Annotated in this window: 18 protein-coding genes; 12 read left to right on the top strand and 6 right to left on the bottom strand. The window is 50.4% G+C overall.

Annotation, left to right across the window (positions count from 1 at the left end; genetic code table 11):
* Window positions 1–41: 41 nt before the first annotated feature.
* The 4 genes from clpX to bolA all read right to left on the bottom strand — a co-directional run bounded on the left by clpX (window position 42) and on the right by bolA (window position 4,553).
* Window positions 42–1,316 carry an ATP-dependent protease ATP-binding subunit ClpX gene (gene clpX, locus IG609_RS14850; protein WP_102116769.1) on the bottom strand — a complete coding sequence of 425 codons (1,275 nt, stop codon included), beginning with the start codon at window positions 1,314–1,316 and terminating at the stop codon, window positions 42–44.
* Between the two features lie 163 nt (window positions 1,317–1,479).
* Window positions 1,480–2,103: an ATP-dependent Clp endopeptidase proteolytic subunit ClpP gene (gene clpP / locus IG609_RS14855; RefSeq protein ID WP_102116770.1), complete on the bottom strand. Its 624-nt coding sequence runs from the start codon at window positions 2,101–2,103 to the stop codon at window positions 1,480–1,482.
* Between the two features lie 515 nt (window positions 2,104–2,618).
* Window positions 2,619–3,923 (bottom strand): trigger factor, encoded by a 1,305-nt coding sequence (tig, locus tag IG609_RS14860; RefSeq protein WP_193397554.1) that lies wholly within the window; start codon window positions 3,921–3,923, stop codon window positions 2,619–2,621.
* Between the two features lie 315 nt (window positions 3,924–4,238).
* A complete protein-coding gene (gene bolA / locus IG609_RS14865; protein ID WP_193397555.1) occupies window positions 4,239–4,553 on the bottom strand; it encodes a transcriptional regulator BolA in 315 nt (104 codons plus the stop codon).
* A gap of 382 nt (window positions 4,554–4,935) precedes the next feature.
* On the opposite strand from bolA, the gene IG609_RS14870 reads away from it, so the two are divergent.
* The 8 genes from IG609_RS14870 (at window position 4,936) to IG609_RS14905 (ending at window position 13,881) form a co-directional block, all read left to right on the top strand.
* Window positions 4,936–5,514 (top strand): lipoprotein, encoded by a 579-nt coding sequence (locus tag IG609_RS14870; protein WP_193397556.1) that lies wholly within the window; start codon window positions 4,936–4,938, stop codon window positions 5,512–5,514.
* A 59-nt stretch (window positions 5,515–5,573) separates the two neighbouring features.
* Entirely contained in the window at window positions 5,574–7,061 is a 1,488-nt protein-coding gene (gene ampG, locus IG609_RS14875; RefSeq protein ID WP_193397557.1) for a muropeptide MFS transporter AmpG, read from the top strand.
* A gap of 421 nt (window positions 7,062–7,482) precedes the next feature.
* The gene (gene cyoA, locus IG609_RS14880; RefSeq protein ID WP_193397558.1) at window positions 7,483–8,445 is read left to right on the top strand and encodes a cytochrome o ubiquinol oxidase subunit II; all 963 of its coding nucleotides are present in this window, start codon (window positions 7,483–7,485) and stop codon (window positions 8,443–8,445) included.
* Between the two features lie 4 nt (window positions 8,446–8,449).
* A complete protein-coding gene (gene cyoB / locus IG609_RS14885) occupies window positions 8,450–10,441 on the top strand; it encodes a cytochrome o ubiquinol oxidase subunit I (RefSeq protein ID WP_193397559.1) in 1,992 nt (663 codons plus the stop codon).
* Window positions 10,431–11,045: a cytochrome o ubiquinol oxidase subunit III gene (locus IG609_RS14890; protein ID WP_193397560.1), complete on the top strand. Its 615-nt coding sequence runs from the start codon at window positions 10,431–10,433 to the stop codon at window positions 11,043–11,045. Before cyoB ends, IG609_RS14890 begins: the two co-directional genes overlap by 11 nt.
* Window positions 11,045–11,377, top strand: coding sequence for a cytochrome o ubiquinol oxidase subunit IV (locus IG609_RS14895; protein ID WP_010282099.1), 333 nt, complete (start codon window positions 11,045–11,047; stop codon window positions 11,375–11,377). Before IG609_RS14890 ends, IG609_RS14895 begins: the two co-directional genes overlap by 1 nt.
* Window positions 11,378–11,391: 14 nt before the next feature.
* A complete protein-coding gene (gene cyoE, locus IG609_RS14900) occupies window positions 11,392–12,282 on the top strand; it encodes a heme o synthase (protein ID WP_010282097.1) in 891 nt (296 codons plus the stop codon).
* Window positions 12,283–12,516: 234 nt separating this feature from the next.
* Window positions 12,517–13,881: an MFS transporter gene (locus IG609_RS14905; RefSeq protein ID WP_193397561.1), complete on the top strand. Its 1,365-nt coding sequence runs from the start codon at window positions 12,517–12,519 to the stop codon at window positions 13,879–13,881.
* Window positions 13,882–13,936: 55 nt separating this feature from the next.
* Here IG609_RS14905 and IG609_RS14910 read toward each other — a convergent pair whose 3' ends face one another.
* Window positions 13,937–14,428, bottom strand: a complete 492-nt coding sequence (locus IG609_RS14910) for a YajQ family cyclic di-GMP-binding protein (RefSeq protein WP_010282093.1) — start codon at window positions 14,426–14,428, stop codon at window positions 13,937–13,939.
* A gap of 188 nt (window positions 14,429–14,616) precedes the next feature.
* On the opposite strand from IG609_RS14910, the gene panE reads away from it, so the two are divergent.
* Together panE and yajL are read left to right on the top strand one after the other, a co-directional pair.
* Entirely contained in the window at window positions 14,617–15,525 is a 909-nt protein-coding gene (gene panE, locus IG609_RS14915; protein ID WP_180786185.1) for a 2-dehydropantoate 2-reductase, read from the top strand.
* Window positions 15,488–16,078, top strand: a complete 591-nt coding sequence (yajL, locus tag IG609_RS14920) for a protein deglycase YajL (protein ID WP_010282087.1) — start codon at window positions 15,488–15,490, stop codon at window positions 16,076–16,078. The genes panE and yajL overlap by 38 nt, the downstream gene beginning before the upstream one ends.
* 39 nt (window positions 16,079–16,117) lie before the next feature.
* Here yajL and thiI read toward each other — a convergent pair whose 3' ends face one another.
* Window positions 16,118–17,566 (bottom strand): tRNA uracil 4-sulfurtransferase ThiI, encoded by a 1,449-nt coding sequence (gene thiI, locus IG609_RS14925; protein WP_180786186.1) that lies wholly within the window; start codon window positions 17,564–17,566, stop codon window positions 16,118–16,120.
* 252 nt (window positions 17,567–17,818) lie between these two features.
* Between thiI and xseB the strand changes: the two genes are divergently transcribed.
* Both xseB and ispA read left to right on the top strand, forming a co-directional pair.
* A complete protein-coding gene (gene xseB, locus IG609_RS14930) occupies window positions 17,819–18,067 on the top strand; it encodes an exodeoxyribonuclease VII small subunit (RefSeq protein ID WP_193397562.1) in 249 nt (82 codons plus the stop codon).
* Window positions 18,064–18,975, top strand: coding sequence for a (2E,6E)-farnesyl diphosphate synthase (gene ispA, locus IG609_RS14935; RefSeq protein WP_193397563.1), 912 nt, complete (start codon window positions 18,064–18,066; stop codon window positions 18,973–18,975). Before xseB ends, ispA begins: the two co-directional genes overlap by 4 nt.
* The last annotated feature ends 9 nt before the right edge of the window (window positions 18,976–18,984 follow it).

Here is an 18,984-nt window from a genome sequence, read left to right on the forward strand (position 1 = left end):
AATCCCCCATTTTTATTTTTTGATACGGCCAAATTGATTGATTATTCGCCGGACGCCTGCTGTGTCTCAGGTTTGCCATAGATCAGCAATGGTTCGGACTGGCCCGCAATAACAGATTCATCAATGACGACCTTATCTACACTTTCCAGTGATGGCAGGTCATACATGGTATCTAGCAGAGCAGCTTCAACGATAGAACGCAGACCACGTGCACCGGTTTTACGCGCCATCGCTTTCTTAGCAATCGCCGTCAGCGCTTCATCGCGGAATTCCAGCTCAACACCTTCCAGATTGAACAGCGCCTGATACTGTTTGGTCAACGCATTCTTCGGCTCACGCAAAATCTGAATCAGCGCATCTTCACTCAGTTCTCTCAGCGTAGCAACGACTGGCAGACGACCGATAAACTCAGGAATCAAACCGAATTTAATCAAATCACCTGGCTCAACCTTGCCTAACAGTTCGCCTTCTGTCGCTTTATCTGCAGTACCTTTAACCGTTGCGTTAAAGCCAATGCCACGTCCCGTGTCAGTACGCTGCTCGATCACCTTGTCCAGACCCGCGAACGCACCGCCACAGATAAAGAGGATCTTAGAGGTATCAACCTGCAAGAACTCCTGCTGCGGATGCTTACGGCCACCCTGCGGTGGAACCGCTGCGATAGTCCCTTCGATCAGTTTCAGCAGAGCCTGTTGAACGCCTTCACCAGATACATCGCGGGTGATCGATGGGTTGTCTGACTTACGAGAAATCTTGTCGATTTCATCGATGTAGACAATGCCACGCTGCGCTTTCTGCACATCGTAATCGCACTTCTGCAACAGCTTCTGAATGATATTCTCAACGTCTTCACCGACGTAGCCCGCTTCAGTCAGCGTAGTCGCATCCGCCATAGTGAACGGAACGTCCAAGAAACGCGCCAGCGTTTCAGCCAGCAGAGTTTTACCACTCCCCGTAGGACCGATCAGCAGAATGTTACTTTTACCCAGTTCGATCCCGTTGCTGCTGTCACCATTACGCAAGCGTTTATAGTGATTATATACCGCAACGGCCAACACCTTCTTGGCCTGCTCTTGACCGATGACGTAGTCGTCAAGGTGGCGGCGAATTTCGTGTGGCGTCGGCAACGCACTGCGCTCACGGTGGGGCGCTACTTCCTTAATTTCTTCGCGAATAATGTCGTTACACAAGTCAACACATTCATCGCAGATATACACCGACGGCCCGGCAATCAGCTTACGCACTTCATGCTGGCTTTTGCCGCAAAAAGAGCAGTACAGTAACTTTCCTGAACCGTCTTTGCGCTTATCTGTCATGAGTTAAACCTCTTCTTCGTCTTTTGCCCGCAGGCCAACCACAGCGATATTGCTACAACGAACGCCGATACTTATAGCCAATACGCGTAAAATAACCCCGCACAACAGACTATCGGTCGAACACTGATTTTTAGCTACACCAGACCGCTAATATGGCGGTGTGTTACCCACGGTTAGTGAATACGGAGTCTACCAGACCGTATTCTACTGCCTCACTGGCAGAGAGGAAACGATCGCGCTCTGTGTCTCTCTCTATCGCTTCAAGAGGTTGCCCCGTGTGTTGCGCCATCAGCTCATTCATTTTGGCTTTCACTTTCAGTATTTCTTTGGCATGGATTTCAATATCCGTTGCCTGCCCCTGGAAACCACCCAATGGCTGATGAATCATAACGCGCGAATTAGGCAGACAAATACGTTTGCCTTTGGCACCCGCCGTCAACAGGAACGCGCCCATTGAACAAGCCTGTCCCATACAGATCGTACTAACATCCGGCTTGATAAACTGCATGGTGTCGTAAATGGACATACCCGCAGTAATCACGCCACCTGGAGAGTTAATGTACAGATAAATGTCTTTCTCTGGATTTTCAGCTTCCAGAAACAGCATCTGTGCCACAACCAGATTCGCCATATGATCTTCCACCTGACCAGTCAGGAAGATTATCCGTTCTTTTAGCAGACGGGAATAGATATCGTAAGAACGTTCCCCACGCGAGGTCTGTTCAACCACCATCGGCACTAACGCCATATGAGGTGCTTGTCTTTCTTGTTCGCCACTGTATGACATTCACGTCTCCTAGATAAAATGCGTCCGGCACTCTTGTTACGTTGTTCAAGCATTGCATTCAATTCTACTAGAGATAGGGGGGGATGACTATGGAACCCTATCCCTTCACTGCTGAACAACCTATACGGCCGAGAATCCTTACCTGCTGTGCCTACTTTTCCTCTTCAGTGAGTGGGGGCACACGCATTGTATTTCAAGCTTACACTATCAATCGTTCTCTATTAAAGAGCCAATTATTTTATTCTTAACACCTTATCGGCACAGCAACGCTGCAGTTTAACTCGTTGCCTGACCTAACAAATTCCCTGCCTGAGTTAATTACCTAGCTTAATAGTAGTGCAATTTCAGGCGGTCATTCTCGTGTGTCCCCTGACAGGAACATCAGATACGACGTAGCCCCAAACGATCATCAGTATTGTACAAAGCACCAAGCAAAAAGCCCGCGCCATAAGGCACGGGCTTTTGATAGGGAAGTATCCCCGCTACGCAATAAACAATGTTGATATCAACAAGGTTTATGCTGTAGTCGTTTGATTCATCAGTTCGTTGAAGCTGACAGACTTCTCAACGACTTTCGCTTTAGCAAGCACGGTTTCTACCGCTTGCTCTTCCAGAGCGACGTTACGCATGTTGTTCAGCAGCTCTTTGTTTTTACTGTAGAACTCGATAACTTCCTGCGGATCTTCGTAAGCAGAAGCCATCTCTTCGATCAGCGCATTAACGCGTTCTTCGTCAGCTTTCAGCTCATTGGTGCTGATAACTTCACCCAGCAACAGACCGATAACAACACGACGTTTAGCTTGCTCTTCGAACAGCTCACGCGGTAATTCCTGCGCTTGCTTCTCGTTGCCGCCAAAACGCTGTGCAGCCTGACGACGCAGAACGTCGATTTCGCCATCGATCAGTGCAACTGGCACGTCGATTTCGTTGGCGTTGATCAGTCCGTCAAGAACCTGAGTTTTCACACGGTTACGCACCGCGCCTTTCAGCTCACGTTCCATATTTTTACGAACTTCAGCACGCAGACCTTCCTGAGAACCATCAGCCACACCGAAACGCTTGATGAATTCTTCAGTCAGTTCAGGCAGCTCACGCTCTTCAACTTTCTTCAGGACGATAGCGAACTGAGCCGCTTTTCCTTTCAGGTTTTCAGCGTGGTAATCTTCTGGGAAGTTCACGTCAATAGTGAATTCTTCACCCGCTTTGTGCCCAACGATGCCATCTTCAAAGCCTGGGATCATACGGTTCTGGCCCATTGCCAGAACGAAGTCGGACGCTTTTCCGCCTTCAAAGACTTCACCGTCGATAGAGCCAGTGAAATCGATCGTTGCACGATCTTCGGCTACCGCAGCGCGGTCGGTTTCTTTCCAAGTCGCCTGTTGCTTGCGCAGCGTGTCCAGCATGGTATCAACATCAGCATCAGTTACTTCAACAACTGGTTTTTCAACTTCGATTGCATCCAGACCTTTCAGTTCGATTTCTGGGTATACGTCAAACTCAACAGAGTAAGTGAAATCGCCACCTACAGCATATTCGCCAGGGATGTAGTTAGGCGCGCCAACCGGATTAATTTTTTCTTTGATGATCGCGTCAACAAAGTTGCGCTGCATCAGGTCACCCAATACGTCCTGACGCACAGAGGCACCATAACGCTGAGCAACAACATTCATCGGCACTTTGCCTTTACGAAAACCGTCAATACGTACTTTTTTGGCCGCGTTGACCAGCTCGCTCTTCACCGCACTCTCAATGATGTCAGCAGCAACGGTAATCGTTACGCGACGTCCCAGACCTTGAGTGGTTTCAACTGAAACTTGCATCTTGTTACCTCAAAAAATCACAGTGATCGGTCAACCCCAAAACTATTCTCGCGACGAAAACTCTCACGACAGCAAGGCTGATTCAGAACTGGCACCAAGGCACACAGGCTTAAATACACCTCGCAGAACCGAGAAATTGCCAACCCCGTCCCTGTAGTCAGAAGCGTCCCGAATACATTCAGGAAAAATAGACGCAGCATTATAGCGATATAGAGGGGATGAGTCGAGAACGGCGGGAAGACTATTACAGCAACGGATTCACACTTTTGTCAGTAACCCGCCCTGAATATGTCAGGAACGGGCCATATTAACGACTTAAGAAAGAATGCCAGCGCCACCGCAAGGCGGTGAGGAGGGGACAGCATTTTGCAAGCTGGCCCACTCTTTTATCGTATACGTATGTAGCGCGAGTGCATGCACCGACCCCGCCAGTTCCGCAGCCAGTACAGCATAGACTGCGCGATGCCGCCCAATCACACGTTCGCCCGTAAATTTATCGCTGACCAGCACAACTTTAAAATGACTTTCTGCGCCCGCAGGCACGTTGTGACGATAGCTCTCATCAGTCACGTCTAAATGAGCGGGTTCAAAACCTACACGCAGCTTTTCTTCTATCGTTTCACGCATCATACGGCTACCCTTTCGGCTTGGGGAAAATTTGATATCAACGCGACATTGCTGCCATTCACCGATGCCCGAATCACTTACTTGACGGGGGATTCCCTATCTTTCCACTTTCATACAACTCGAATGATTTAGGGTATAACCTTAACGTTTTTCAACCTGTTATGCGTAAAGGTGACATAACAAAGAAGAAAAGGGGTCGCGAAGGGTGGATATATCATCGGCGGTCTTGATGTGATAAAAACGGTTTTTCCAGGTCAACGGCATGAAAAAGATGAATTTCAGGACAATTTACCTGCTATCGGCTCTTTTTCCTGCCAGTAGCGATGATATGATATCAACAATATTTGTCAGCTCACCACACTAAATCATTACAGAGAAAATACGAATGTTAAAAAAATTATTTTTCCCTCTTCTGGCCATCATTCTGCTTGCAGGATGTGCTGCAAAAAGTAACACACTGAACATCACCCCAAAAATTAGCGTGCCTTCCCAGGATCCGACCCTGATGGGCGTAACGATTAGCATCAATGGTGCAGACCAGCGCGCCGATCAGGCTTTGGCGAAAGTGAATCGCGATGGGCAACTGATTACGCTGACACCTTCCCGCGATCTGCGTTTCCTGTTGCAAGAAGCGTTGGAAAAGCAAATGACCGCGCGTGGTTATATGATCGGAACCGGCGGCCCAGTCGCCTTGCAGATCGTGGTTAACCACCTGTACGCCGATGTCTCTGAAGGCAACCTGCGTTACAACATCACGACCAAAGCAGATATCTCCATCATGTCTCAGGCAGCAAATGGCAACAAGCAAGTGAAAAACTACCGCTCAACCTATAACGTTCAGGGTGCTTTCACTGCGAGCAACGAAAAAATCACCGATGCAGTTAACACCGTGTTAGGCGATGTCATCAACGACATGGCACAAGACACCAGCGTAAGCAGCTTCGTCAAAGAAAACGCCCGTTAATTTCTGTACGCCGCTTCCCTTGCTCCTGAACGCTCACGGAGCAAGGGAAAGGACTCTTCATGTTTAGTCGCATCATTGCTTTGTTCAGCCAACGTAATTCGCTTTTTATGCTGTTGCTTGGCTTCGCTTCTGGTTTACCACTGGCATTGACCTCCGGCACCTTACAAGCCTGGATGACTGTCGAGAATGTCGATCTGAAAACCATTGGTTTCTTCTCTTTGGTTGGTCAAGCCTACGTATTCAAATTCCTGTGGTCCCCGCTGATGGACCGCTACACCCCACCGTTTCTCGGCCGACGCCGCGGTTGGCTGATACTCAGTCAACTTCTGCTGATTGCTGCCATTATTGGTATGGGGTTTATGAACCCGGCTCGCGATCTCTGGTGGCTGGCTGTACTGGCGGTTCTGGTCGCGTTCTGCTCCGCTTCTCAGGATATTGTTTTTGATGCCTATAAGACAGATTTACTTCCCCCTGAAGAACGCGGGACGGGGGCCGCCACTTCGGTATTAGGTTATCGTCTGGCCATGCTGGTTTCAGGCGGACTGGCGCTGTGGATTGCCGATCGCTATTTCGGCTGGCAGGCCACCTATTGGTTAATGGCAGGATTAATGCTGATCGGTGTGTTCGCGACCCTGTTAGCACCGGAACCACTGAATAGCCAACCAGCACCACGCAGCATGGAACAAGCGATTGTTGCCCCCCTGCGCGATTTCTTCGCACGCAACAACGCCTGGCTCATTCTTCTGCTTATCGTGTTATACAAGCTCGGTGACGCCTTTGCGGTCAGCCTGACAACAACCTTCCTGATACGCGGCGTTGGTTTCAATGCGGGTGATGTCGGGCTGGTTAATAAGACGCTTGGACTCCTCGCCACCATCGTGGGAGCCATTTACGGTGGATTATTGATGCAGCGGCTCTCCCTGTTCAGAGCGCTGATGCTGTTTGGTATTATTCAGGCCGTGTCCAACGCGGGGTACTGGTTGCTCGCTATCACCGCCAAAAATCTGTTCACCATGGCTACCGCTGTTTTTCTGGAAAATCTCTGCGGCGGTATGGGGACAGCAGCATTCGTCGCACTATTGATGACGCTGTGTAATAAGTCGTTCTCAGCCACACAGTTTGCTCTGCTTTCCGCCCTTGCCGCCGTCGGGCGGGTTTACGTTGGCCCTATCGCAGGATGGTTTGTCGAATCCTATGGCTGGGCATGGTTCTACCTGTTCTCGATTTTTGCCGCGTTACCGGGCCTGGCCATCCTGCTGATCTGCCGTGAGACGTTGGAGTTCACCCAGAAAACCGACACCTTTCAGTTACGCACAAACTTCCAGAATTATTACAACAAGGCCATACATGTGCTGGGATTGGGTGCGATCGTGCTGGTATTGTGGATCATACTGCTGATCAGCAATGCGCTGGAATGGTCCTCATTGCCTATGTTGGCAGAATGCCTGCTTGCCGCAGGCGGCACTCTCGCTCTGCTGGGCATTTTCTTCGGTAGCTTGCTGGACTATCTGTCACTCCGGCGCGCGTCCAAACAGTCCACGCACTAACGATATTCGCTCAGGCAGCGCTTATCCGCTGCCTGAACCTATTACACGGTTACTTTATTTAAAAAATTTTCATAATTATCTTGCTAGAGGGCATTTTATTTCCTCGTAAAACCCGTCAAAACTAATTTCACTCGTTATCAAAAACATAGATTGAGCAAAATTTTCACCAAACTAAAAATAGAAAATAAGCGTTATGATACGTTGTAATTTCTTATTATCCATCCATACTCTTATCTGGGTAGCCACTTAATTTGCTGTTTTTCAATACCATTTTTATTTTGGCTATCTTTGTGACATTAAGGGCAAAAAACAGCAACAATCGGCTGACATAACCTTAATCATGTTTACAGTACAGTAACCTTCCCGTAAAATGACCGTTCGCTTAAAATGACAATAGAGCCCTTGTTATTGAGGTCGCTAGATGAGACTCAAGAAATACAATACAATTTTTGGGATGCTGTCTTTATTTGCAGCCACTGCTCTGCTGAGCGGTTGCGATATGGCGCTGATGAACCCCAAAGGAGAGATCGGGTTAGAGCAAAGATCGTTAATACTGACTGCCATCGGGCTGATGTTGATCGTTGTGATTCCCGTTATCGTTATGACGATAGCTTTTGCCTGGAAGTTCCGCGCTTCCAATCAAAAGGCAAAATATACCCCGAACTGGTCACACTCCAATAAGATAGAAGCAGTAGTTTGGACTGTACCCATTATCATCATCGTCATTCTTGGCACGATTACTTGGAAGACGACGCACTCACTTGATCCCTATAAGCCACTGGTGTCGGACGTCAAACCTATCAATGTCGAAGTTGTTTCGCTTGACTGGAAATGGCTGTTTGTTTACCCAGACTTGGGCATCGCGACAGTTAACGAACTGGCTTTCCCTGCCAACGTACCTGTTGCGTTCAAGATTACATCCGACTCCGTGATGAACTCCTTCTTCATCCCTCGTCTTGGCGGACAGATCTACGCTATGGCTGGAATGCAGACGAAGCTACACTTAATCGCTAATGAACCGGGCAAATATGACGGTATCTCTGGCGGCTATAGTGGTAAAGGCTTCTCTGGTATGAAGTTCACCGCGATTGCTACACCAACTCAACAAGAGTTCGATCAGTGGGTTGCGAACGTTCGGTCGTCCCCTAAGACACTGAATACCATGGATGAATTCAACGCCTTGGCTAAACCAAGTGAATTCCATCCTGTCGAATACTTCTCCAGTGTCCAGCCGGATTTGTTTAATAATCTTATTCGCAAATTCACAGGCAGCGGCATGAACATGCAACATCATGGTGAAGGCATGAAGCACGAAGAAAACATGCAACACGGTGAGGGTATGAACATGGGCGAGCATAGCTCGCACAAAGGAGCCGAGGGATAATACGATGTTCGGAAAACTTACACTCGATGCGGTTCCGTATCACGAACCCATTATTATGGTCACCGTGGCGGCGATCATCGTTGGCGGCCTTGCGCTGCTAGCGGCAATAACCTATTTCGGCAAGTGGAAATGGCTGTGGGCCGAGTGGTTCACCTCAGTAGACCACAAGAAAATCGGTATCATGTACATCATCGTCGGTCTGGTGATGATGATACGTGGTTTTGCCGATGCCATCATGATGCGCGGCCAGCAGGTTCTGGCTTCTGCCGGGCAAGAAGGCTTCCTAAACGCTCACCACTACGATCAGATTTTCACCGCGCACGGTGTGATCATGATCTTCTTCGTGGCGACACCGTTCGTCGTTGGTCTGATGAACCTTGCGGTTCCTTTGCAGATCGGTGCGCGTGACGTTGCTTTCCCCTTCCTGAACTCCCTCAGCTTCTGGCTGTTTGTAGCTGGCGTTATCTTGATCAACCTCTCTCTTGGGGTCGGTGAGTTCGCGCAAACGGGTTGGGTGGCTTATCCGCCGCTGTCAGGGAAGGAGTACAGTCCGGGCGTCGGGGTCGATTACTGGATATGGAGTCTACAGATATCCGGTATCGGTACCACGCTGACAGGTGTTAACTTCTTCGCGACGATTCTGAAGATGCGCGCACCGGGCATGACGCTGATGAAAATGCCAGTATTTACCTGGACAGCACTGTGTACCAACGTGCTTATCATTGCCGCATTCCCAATCTTAACCGTTACCATTGCGCTGCTGACGCTTGACCGTTACCTCGGCACCCATTTCTTTACCAATGATATGGGTGGCAACATGATGATGTACATCAACCTGATTTGGGCATGGGGTCATCCTGAGGTTTACATTCTGGTGCTACCAGTCTTCGGTATTTACTCCGAAGTGGTTGCGACTTTCTGTAAGAAACGTCTGTTTGGCTACACCTCACTGGTGTGGGCAACCATTGCGATTACGGTTCTGTCGTTCATCGTTTGGCTGCACCACTTCTTTACCATGGGATCCGGCGCGAACGTCAACGCCTTCTTTGGTATAGCCACCATGATTATTTCAATCCCGACTGGGGTTAAAATCTTCAACTGGCTGTTCACGATGTATCAAGGACGTATTGAATCTAACTCCGCGATGCTGTGGACCACAGGCTTCATCATCACCTTCACTATCGGTGGGATGACTGGGGTTCTGCTTGCCGTACCAGGTGCGAACTTTGTCCTGCACAATAGTTTGTTCCTGATTGCTCACTTCCATAACGTGATCATCGGCGGCGTGGTGTTCGGTTGCTTCGCGGGTATTACTTACTGGTTCCCAAAAGCCTTTGGCTTCACCCTGAACGAAACCTGGGGTAAACGCGCATTCTGGTTCTGGATTATCGGCTTCTTCGTTGCCTTCATGCCGTTGTATGTCCTCGGCTTCATGGGAATGACACGTCGTCTGAGCCAGCAAATCAACCCTGAGTTCCACGCCTTACTGGTTGTGGCTTCCATCGGTGCTGCATTAATCGGTATGGGTGTACTGTGTCAGGTTATGCAGTTCTACGTCAGTATCCGTGACCGTAACCAGAACCGCGATCTGACGGGCGACCCGTGGGGTGGACGTACGCTGGAGTGGGCAACTTCTTCTCCTGCACCGTTCTATAACTTCGCTATCGTGCCACACATCAACGATCGTGATGCATTCTGGGAAGCGAAAGAGAAAGGTGAAGCTTACAAGCGCCCTGCCAGCTATGAAGAGATTCACATGCCGAAGAACACTGGCGCTGGTGTAATTATCTCTGCATTCAGCCTGGTATTCGGTTTCGCCATGATCTGGCATATCTGGTGGCTGGCAATTCTCGGCTTCGCAGGCATGATTGTGACCTGGATTGTGCATAGCTTTAATGAGGACGTGGATTACTACGTGCCGGTTAAAGAAATTGAGCAAATTGAGAATCAGAATTTTGATCAACTCAGTAAGGCAGGCGTGAAACATGTCAACTGAAACTCTGACTAACCACAATACTGCCCATGCCGAGCATGGGCACCACGACGCAGGAGCCAACAAAGTATTCGGCTTCTGGGTCTACCTGATGAGCGACCTGATCATTTTCGGGTCACTGTTCGCAACCTATGCGGTACTGGTTAACGGTACTGCGGGTGGCCCAAGCGGGAAGGACCTTTTCCAACTGCCTTTCGTGCTGGTGGAAACGTTCGCGCTGTTGTTCAGTAGTATTACCTACGGCATGGCAATGATCGCCATGAATAAGGGAAACAAATCTCAGGTTAATACTTGGTTAGGCGTGACTCTCCTGTTCGGTCTGGTGTTTATCGGGATGGAAATCTATGAATTCCATCACCTGATCGCTGAAGGATATGGCCCAGATCGCAGCGCGTTCCTGTCTGCCTTCTTCGCACTGGTCGGCACCCACGGGTTGCACGTAACGGGCGGTTTGATCTGGTTGGTCATCATGATGATTCAGGTGTCCAAGCGTGGCCTAACTGCAACCAATAAAACGCGTCTGATGTGCCTGAGCCTGTTCTGGCACTTCCTCGACGTGGTATGGATCTGTGTCTTCACCGTTGTTTATCTGCTGGGGGCAATGTAATGAGTCATTCAACAACCGATCATTCAGGTGCCAGCCACGGCAGCGTGAAGTCATATGTGATAGGTTTTGTTCTGTCGGTGATTTTGACAGTGATTCCTTTCAGTATGGTCATGAGTGGCACAGCTTCACATAGTGCCATTCTTTTCACGGTGGTGGGATGTGCAGTGGTTCAGATTCTGGTGCATCTAGTGTACTTCCTGCACCTGAATACGTCCTCAGAAGAGCGCTGGAACGTGGTGGCTCTTGTGTTTGCCGTCCTGATTATCGCTATTGTCGTCGTGGGCTCCATCTGGATTATGATGAGCGCACACCACAATATGATGATCCAGTAACAGAGCCGTAAAAGATGATTAAGCAATACCTGCAAGTTACTAAACCAGGAATTATTTTCGGAAATCTGATTTCCGTTATCGGTGGATTTCTCCTTGCGGCCCAAGGCCGCATTGATTATCCCCTGTTTTTCGCCACCCTCGTGGGTGTGTCGTTAGTCGTTGCATCTGGCTGCGTGTTTAACAACGTCATTGACCGCGACATCGACAAGAAAATGGAGAGAACCAAAAATCGGGTTCTGGTAAAGGGACTGATTTCGCTGAAGGTAACACTGGTTTACGCATCGCTGTTAGGTATTGCGGGCTTTGCTCTGCTCTACATCGCGGCTAACCCGCTGGCCATGTGGCTGGCGGTGATGGGCTTCGTCGTGTATGTCGGTGTATATAGCCTGTACATGAAGCGGCATTCTGTTTATGGCACGCTGATTGGCAGCCTGTCCGGCGCGGCACCACCGGTTATCGGTTATTGTGCCGTCAGCAACCAGTTCGACGCAGGCGCGTTGATTCTGCTGCTGATCTTTAGCCTGTGGCAGATGCCGCATTCCTATGCGATTGCGATTTTCCGCTTCAAGGATTATCAGGCCGCCAACATCCCGGTCCTGCCCGTTGTGAAAGGCATCTCCGTTGCGAAGCATCACATCACGCTGTACATCGTGGCGTTTGCGGTAGCGACTCTGATGCTGTCTCTCGGCGGCTATGCTGGCTATAAATATCTGATCGTTGCCGCAGCAGTGAGCGTCTGGTGGTTGGGTATGGCGCTGTCAGGCTATAAAAATGCGATTGATGACCGCGTGTGGGCAAGAAAACTGTTTGTTTTCTCCATTGTCGCGATTACGTCACTGAGCGTCATGATGTCCGTGGATTCAATGGCACCCGCGCATGAAATCATGCTGACCTACCTGCGTTAATCACAAGCAGCGTTACCTGCATTAATAAAAACAGGTGGCTCGTCCGCCTGTTTTTTATGACCGCCTTCCAGCACACCGCCCTTCGTATTGTCGCAAAGACGTTGAAAAACGTTCCCTGGTTTTTTCTTTTCCCCTCTCCTTACTTCCTCCTCTACCAAATCACGTCACAAACCTATCGTTTACTGTTTGGTCAATAACACACTAAAATAGCGCCAATTGTTTTTCGAGGTACACATGAACGATAATAAAATGACCTCTGGCGAATTACGCGCCACATGGGGCTTGGGAGCCGTTTTTTCACTACGCATGCTTGGCATGTTCATGGTGTTGCCTGTCCTGACGACTTACGGCATGGCCTTACAGGGGGCCAGTGAAGCGCTGATCGGTATTGCCATTGGCATTTATGGCCTGATGCAGGCTATTTTCCAGATTCCCTTTGGTTTGGTCTCCGATCGTATCGGCAGAAAACCGCTGATCGTCGGGGGGCTGCTGATATTTGCACTCGGCAGCGTCATCGCCGCACTAAGCGACTCCATCTGGGGCATCATCCTTGGTCGGGCATTGCAGGGCGCTGGCGCGATTTCTGCCGCCGTCATGGCGCTGCTTTCCGACCTGACGCGTGAGCAGAACCGAACTAAAGCCATGGCGTTTATCGGCGTGAGCTTCGGCGTCACCTTTGCTATCGCCATGGTCGTTGGGCCTATCATTACCCATGCCTTCGGTTTACAGGCGCTCTTCTGGGGCATCGCCCTTCTGTCACTCGCAGGTATTGTCATTACCCTGACGCTGATTCCTTCCGCACCTGAGCACGTTCTGAATCGAGAATCGGCGATGGTGCGCGGCAGTTTCCGCAAAGTGCTCAGCAATAGCCGCCTGCTGAAACTGAACATCGGCATCATGTGTCTGCATATTCTATTGATGTCGAGCTTCGTCGCCCTCCCCCGCGTCATGGAATCCGGAGGGTTAGCACCGCAGGATCATTGGAAAGTCTATCTGACCACGATGCTGATCTCTTTTGCCGGCGTTGTACCTTTCATCATTTATGCGGAAGTGAAAAGACGAATGAAGCAGGTCTTCATCGGCTGCATCGTGGTGCTGATCGCTGCGGAGGTTGTCTTATGGGCGGCAGGTAACCATCTTTGGCAAATTATCATCGGCGTACAGCTGTTCTTCCTGGCCTTCAACGTCATGGAAGCGCTGCTGCCATCGCTGATTAGCAAGGAATCACCAGCAGGATATAAAGGCACCGCGATGGGCGTTTATTCCACCACGCAGTTTATCGGTGTGGCAATTGGCGGGAGCCTCGGCGGCGGCCTGTTTGAGCTTTATGGCGCGTCTGCCGTCTTTATGGCTGGCGCGGCCATTGCGGCCATCTGGCTACTCGTCAGCTTCACCATGCAAGAGCCGCCTTATCTCAGCAGCCTCAGAATTACACTGCCTGATTTAGCGCTGCGCGATAGTGAATTAGAACAGAAAATACGTACCCAACCCGGCGTTGCAGAAGTGGTCGTCGTACCGGATGAACAGAGCGCCTATGTGAAGATCGACAACAAAAAGACCAATCGGCAGCAGCTAGAACAGTTGGTAGGACAGAACTAAATAGAAAGGCCAGCTTTTGCTGGCCTTTCGGTTCATCGGCGGCTGACTAAAGGTATCAATCGCGGAAGTTGGTAAACTGGAACGGCTGCCCCAGATTTCCGCCACGAATCAACGCCATCACGCCCTGCAAATCATCACGTGACTTACCGGTGACGCGAACCTGTTCACCCTGAATCTGCGCCTGCACTTTCAGCTTGCTGTCTTTAATCAGCTTGATGATTTGCTTCGCCAGCGTCGTTTCAATACCTTGCTTCAGCTTCGCTTCCACGCTGTACGTTTTTCCGCTGTGTTCCATTTCTTCTGGGATTTCCAGCGAACCGCCTTCAATACCCCGCTTAACCAGCTTTTCACGCAGAATATCAACCAGCTGTTGTACCTGAAAATCAGACTCGCTGGCCACTTTGATACTCTGTGATTTCTCATTCAGTTCAAAGCTGGCCGGAACATTACGAAAATCCCAACGGGTGCTCAGATCGCGCGTCGCATTTTCCACCGCGTTACGAACTTCCTGCATATCAATTTCCGAAACAATATCGAAAGATGGCATAATTCGCTCTCCTGACAAATTTGGCTGGCGAGCATAATAACCGCTCTTCTGCGATAAGCAAGATGCCAGACACAATCCCGATTTTTACTCGGCATCCGGCAAACAGGCCGAATAACACAAGATCGTGACATGAATGATAGCCTATCATGGCAGAACGACAGCGCCCGCATCAAATAGGGGAGACGTACATGAAAATCACCGTTCTTGGCTGTGGCGCGCTAGGTCAACTTTGGCTCGCCGCGTTGCATCAGCAAGGGCATGATGTCCAGGGATGGCTGCGCATTCCGCAACCGTATTGTCCAGTCAATGTCACTATGCTGGACGGTCAGCACTGTAATCTCAACCTGACAGCGAACGACCCCGATCACCTTGCCCAAAGCGAACTTCTGCTGGTGACGCTAAAAGCCTGGCAGGTTTCCGATGCCATTACCGTGCTGTTGCCGCAGCTCAACCCACAGTGCACGATTCTACTTTTACACAATGGGATGGGCACGCGGGAAGAATTACCGTCGTTGCAGCAGCCACTGGTGCTCGGCATCACCACCCACGCCGCCCGACGCGACATCAATAACGTCGTACACGTTGCGGCAGGCACAACGCATATTGGCACATTTAACGGTGACAGCAGTCAAAGCCATTTAGCTGAAGTACTGCATCAGGCTTTGCCTGATGTGGCCTGGCACACCAACATTAGCGCCACCTGCTGGCTGAAACTGGCGGCTAACTGCGTTATCAATCCGCTGACGGTGAAATATCACTGCACTAATGGTGAGCTTTCTGCCTACCCGGAACTGATTGTGTCACTTTGTCAGGAAGTGGCCAGCGTCATGGAACGAGAAGGCTTCCATACATCACGAGATAGTCTGCTGCTCTACGTGAATCAAATTATTCAGAACACGGCGGCAAACACCTCATCGATGTTGCAGGACATCATCGCCCAGCGGCATACCGAAATTGATTACATTACCGGGTATTTACTGCACCGTGCGCGTCTCCACGGCCTGACGCTCCCCGAAAATGCTCGTCTGTTTGACTACATTAAGCAAAAGGAAAATGATTATGACCGCATCGGCACTGGTGTGTCTGGCACCTGGTAGTGAAGAAACTGAGGCCGTCACGACCATCGATTTGCTTGTCCGGGCAGGTATTCAGGTCACGCTTGCCAGCGTAGCCAGCGATGGCAATCTGGAAATCGTCTGCTCGCGTGGAGTAAGGCTACTGGCAGATGCCCCACTGGCTACCGTCGCCGATCGGCCTTTCGATGTGCTGGTGTTACCGGGTGGACTGCAAGGTGCGGAGTGCTTCCGCGATAGCCCAATACTGGTGGAATGCATTCGACAAGCGCATCTGGAAGGGAAAATTGTCGCTGCGATGTGTGCAACGCCTGCGCTGGTACTGGAGTATCACCAATTGTTCCCCGTGGGAAATATGACGGGTTATCCGGCGTTTAAGGATAAGATTGCGCCAGAAAAATGGATGGAAAAGCGCGTCGTCTACGATCCGCGTGTGAATCTGTTAACCACGCAGGGGCCAGGCACCAGCATGGATTTCGCTTTGAAGATCATTGATTTGCTGCTGGGAAAAGAAAAAGCCGCCGAAGTCGCCGCACAGCTCATCCTGCCACCGGGAATTCATAACTATCGCGATTAACGTCGATGAAAAAGGCGCTTGCGCGCCTTTCTGTATTAATTACGGACGGTATACCTTCACATTGGTAAAACCTTGCTCACGCAGGTATAGCGCCTGCAAGCGGCTCATCACGCCACGCTCGCAGTAAAGCAGATAGGTTTTGCTCTGATCCAAATCGCCAAACTGCGTACCCAGCTTGTAGAACGGTAAGGATTTGATTTCGACCTGATCAAGTTCAATCGGCTTATCGTCCTGCTCATCCGGCGCACGGATATCCAGCAGCACGTCGGTTGGCGCAAACGACGCGACCGTTTCCACTTCAACCACGTCTTGCTTGGTCTGCTCGGCGATCTCACGGATATCAATATTCCGAGCTTCACTCACCACGCGATCCAAGATAGCAAAATCGAAGTGGCTTTCTTCGGCCTCAATCTTCGCTTTCACCGCCTTCACCGTCGGGCTTTTCGAGATTACACCACAGTATTCCGGCATCGTTTTGGCGAAATCTTCTGTTCCGAGTTCACGAGCCTGTTTGATAATGTGTTCTTTATCATGAGAAATCAGCGGACGTAGAATCAGCGTGTCAGAGGCATTATCGATCAAACGCAGGTTGGTTAGCGTCTGACTGGACACCTGCCCTAACGCTTCGCCCGTCACCAGCGCCTGAACACCGTAACGCTCAGCAACTTTGGAGGCCGCACGTACCATCATGCGCTTCAGCACGACGCCCATCTGGCCATCGTCGACCTTCTCGAGAATTTCACCCACGACAGGATCGAAGTCGATAGCAATAAAGCGCACCCGATGCGAGCTACCAAAGCGGTTCCACAGATAATGTGCGACCTGTTTCACCCCAATCTCATGTGCTGCACCGCCAAGGTTGAAGAAGCAGTAATGCACACGACATCCGCGACGCATCAACATATAGCTGGATACGCCGGAATCGAAACCACCGGAAATCAGTGACAGCACATCTTCCTGCGTACCAATCGGGAAACCGCCGATACCTTCATAGCGCCCCTTAATCAGCAGCAGACGGTCCTGCTCGATTTCCAGATGCACGGTGACCTGCGGTGCAGTGAGGTTGACTCGCGCCGTTTCAATGTGCTGGTTCAAACCACCGCCGACGTAGCGTTCTACGTCCTGTGAGCTGAATTCATGCTTACCGCGGCGTTTCACTCGCACACAAAACGTCTTGCCTTCCAACCGCTCACGGTACAGCGCCAGCGCTTGTTCAAAGATATTGTGCACGTCGGTATAGGCGTGATCTTCAACTTCCAGAATATGGTGAATGCCGGGAATTCTTGTCAGCGCATCACGAATCGCCTCACGCTGGCTTTCGTCTTTGGCCCGAACTTCGATATGATCCCAGTGACGGACAACCGCCAGCGTTTCATCATAGTGTTTTAATACGTTGCGAATGTTTCCGGTTAGAATCTTGATAAAGCGCAACCGCACAGATTGGCTCTTGATGGTGATTTCCGGGAACAATTTAATGATAAACTTCATGGTGGCTGTCGTTACTTGGTCAGAAAGGCGTAAATAAATTTACCCTGAGCACTAAAATCACGTTATCGGTAAAATCAGCCAGAACAGGGATGATTTTACCAATAGCATCCAGGGCGCGGAGTATATCATTATATGAAGATATACTGTGCGCTTTAACCGTATAATTGTTGCGCATCCACGGATGACCACACGCAACACCACGCTCTGCCGCCACAAGCCAACGGCGTATAACACCAGGATTCTGAAACCACTATGCCTAAGAAGACCGAGCAGCCAGTCAGCTTTGAAAGCTCGCTGAACGAACTGGAAAAAATCGTTACCCGCCTCGAATCAGGCGAACTGCCGCTAGACGATGCGCTAAATGAGTTCGAGCATGGCATCCAGCTCGCTCGCCAGGGTCAGCAAAAACTGCAACAGGCAGAACAGCGCGTACAAATCCTGCTGAGCGACGATCCCGAAGCGCGGCTGTCACCGTTTACGCCGGATAACGACTCGCTATGACCGATTTCAGCACGAAACTGAATGCACATTACCAACGCACTAATCGTATGTTGGGGCATTTCATCGCCGACCTCCCCTTTCAGCGTAGTCCACTGGTCAATGCGATGGAGTATGGCTCACTCTTAGGAGGCAAACGCCTGCGCCCGTTTCTGGTTTATACTACTGGCGAACTGTTTGGCATGCCGTTGGAGAGTCTGGATGCCCCTGCTGCGGCAGTCGAATGTATCCATGCTTATTCATTGATTCATGACGATCTACCGGCGATGGACGACGACGATTTACGCCGTGGGCAGCCGACCTGCCACATCAAATTTGGTGAAGCTAATGCCATTCTGGCAGGTGATGCATTGCAAACGCTGGCGTTCTCCATTTTGACCGATGCACCGATGCCACAGGTCTCTGACCGCGATCGGCTGGCGATGCTCTCAGAATTGGCTCACGCCAGCGGGGTTGCAGGCATGTGCGGTGGTCAGGCTTTCGATCTGGAAGCGGAAGGTCATCAGGTCGATCTGGCCGCATTAGAGCGGATTCACCGCCACAAAACCGGTGCCTTGATTCGCGCGGCAGTCCGACTAGGCGCGCTAGCAGCCGGTGAAACAGGCCGCGATGCGTTGCCCCATCTGGATCGCTACGCTAATGCGATTGGGCTCGCTTTTCAGGTTCAGGACGATATTCTCGATGTTGTTGGCGATAGCGCGACGACAGGCAAACGTCAGGGTGCAGACCAGCAGCTAGGTAAAAGCACCTATCCCAGTTTACTGGGGCTAGATAACGCACGAAAAAAAGCACAGGAGCTCTATCAGGAATCACTGGCATCGCTTGACGACCTCGTCGCATCCAGCTCAATTCCCCTGAATATTGCCCCACTACAAGCGCTGGCGAATTTCATCGTTGAACGCGATAAGTAATTACCTAAT

Origin of the sequence: Pectobacterium quasiaquaticum, assembly GCF_014946775.2 — a bacterium.
Classification (GTDB): domain Bacteria; phylum Pseudomonadota; class Gammaproteobacteria; order Enterobacterales; family Enterobacteriaceae; genus Pectobacterium; species Pectobacterium aquaticum.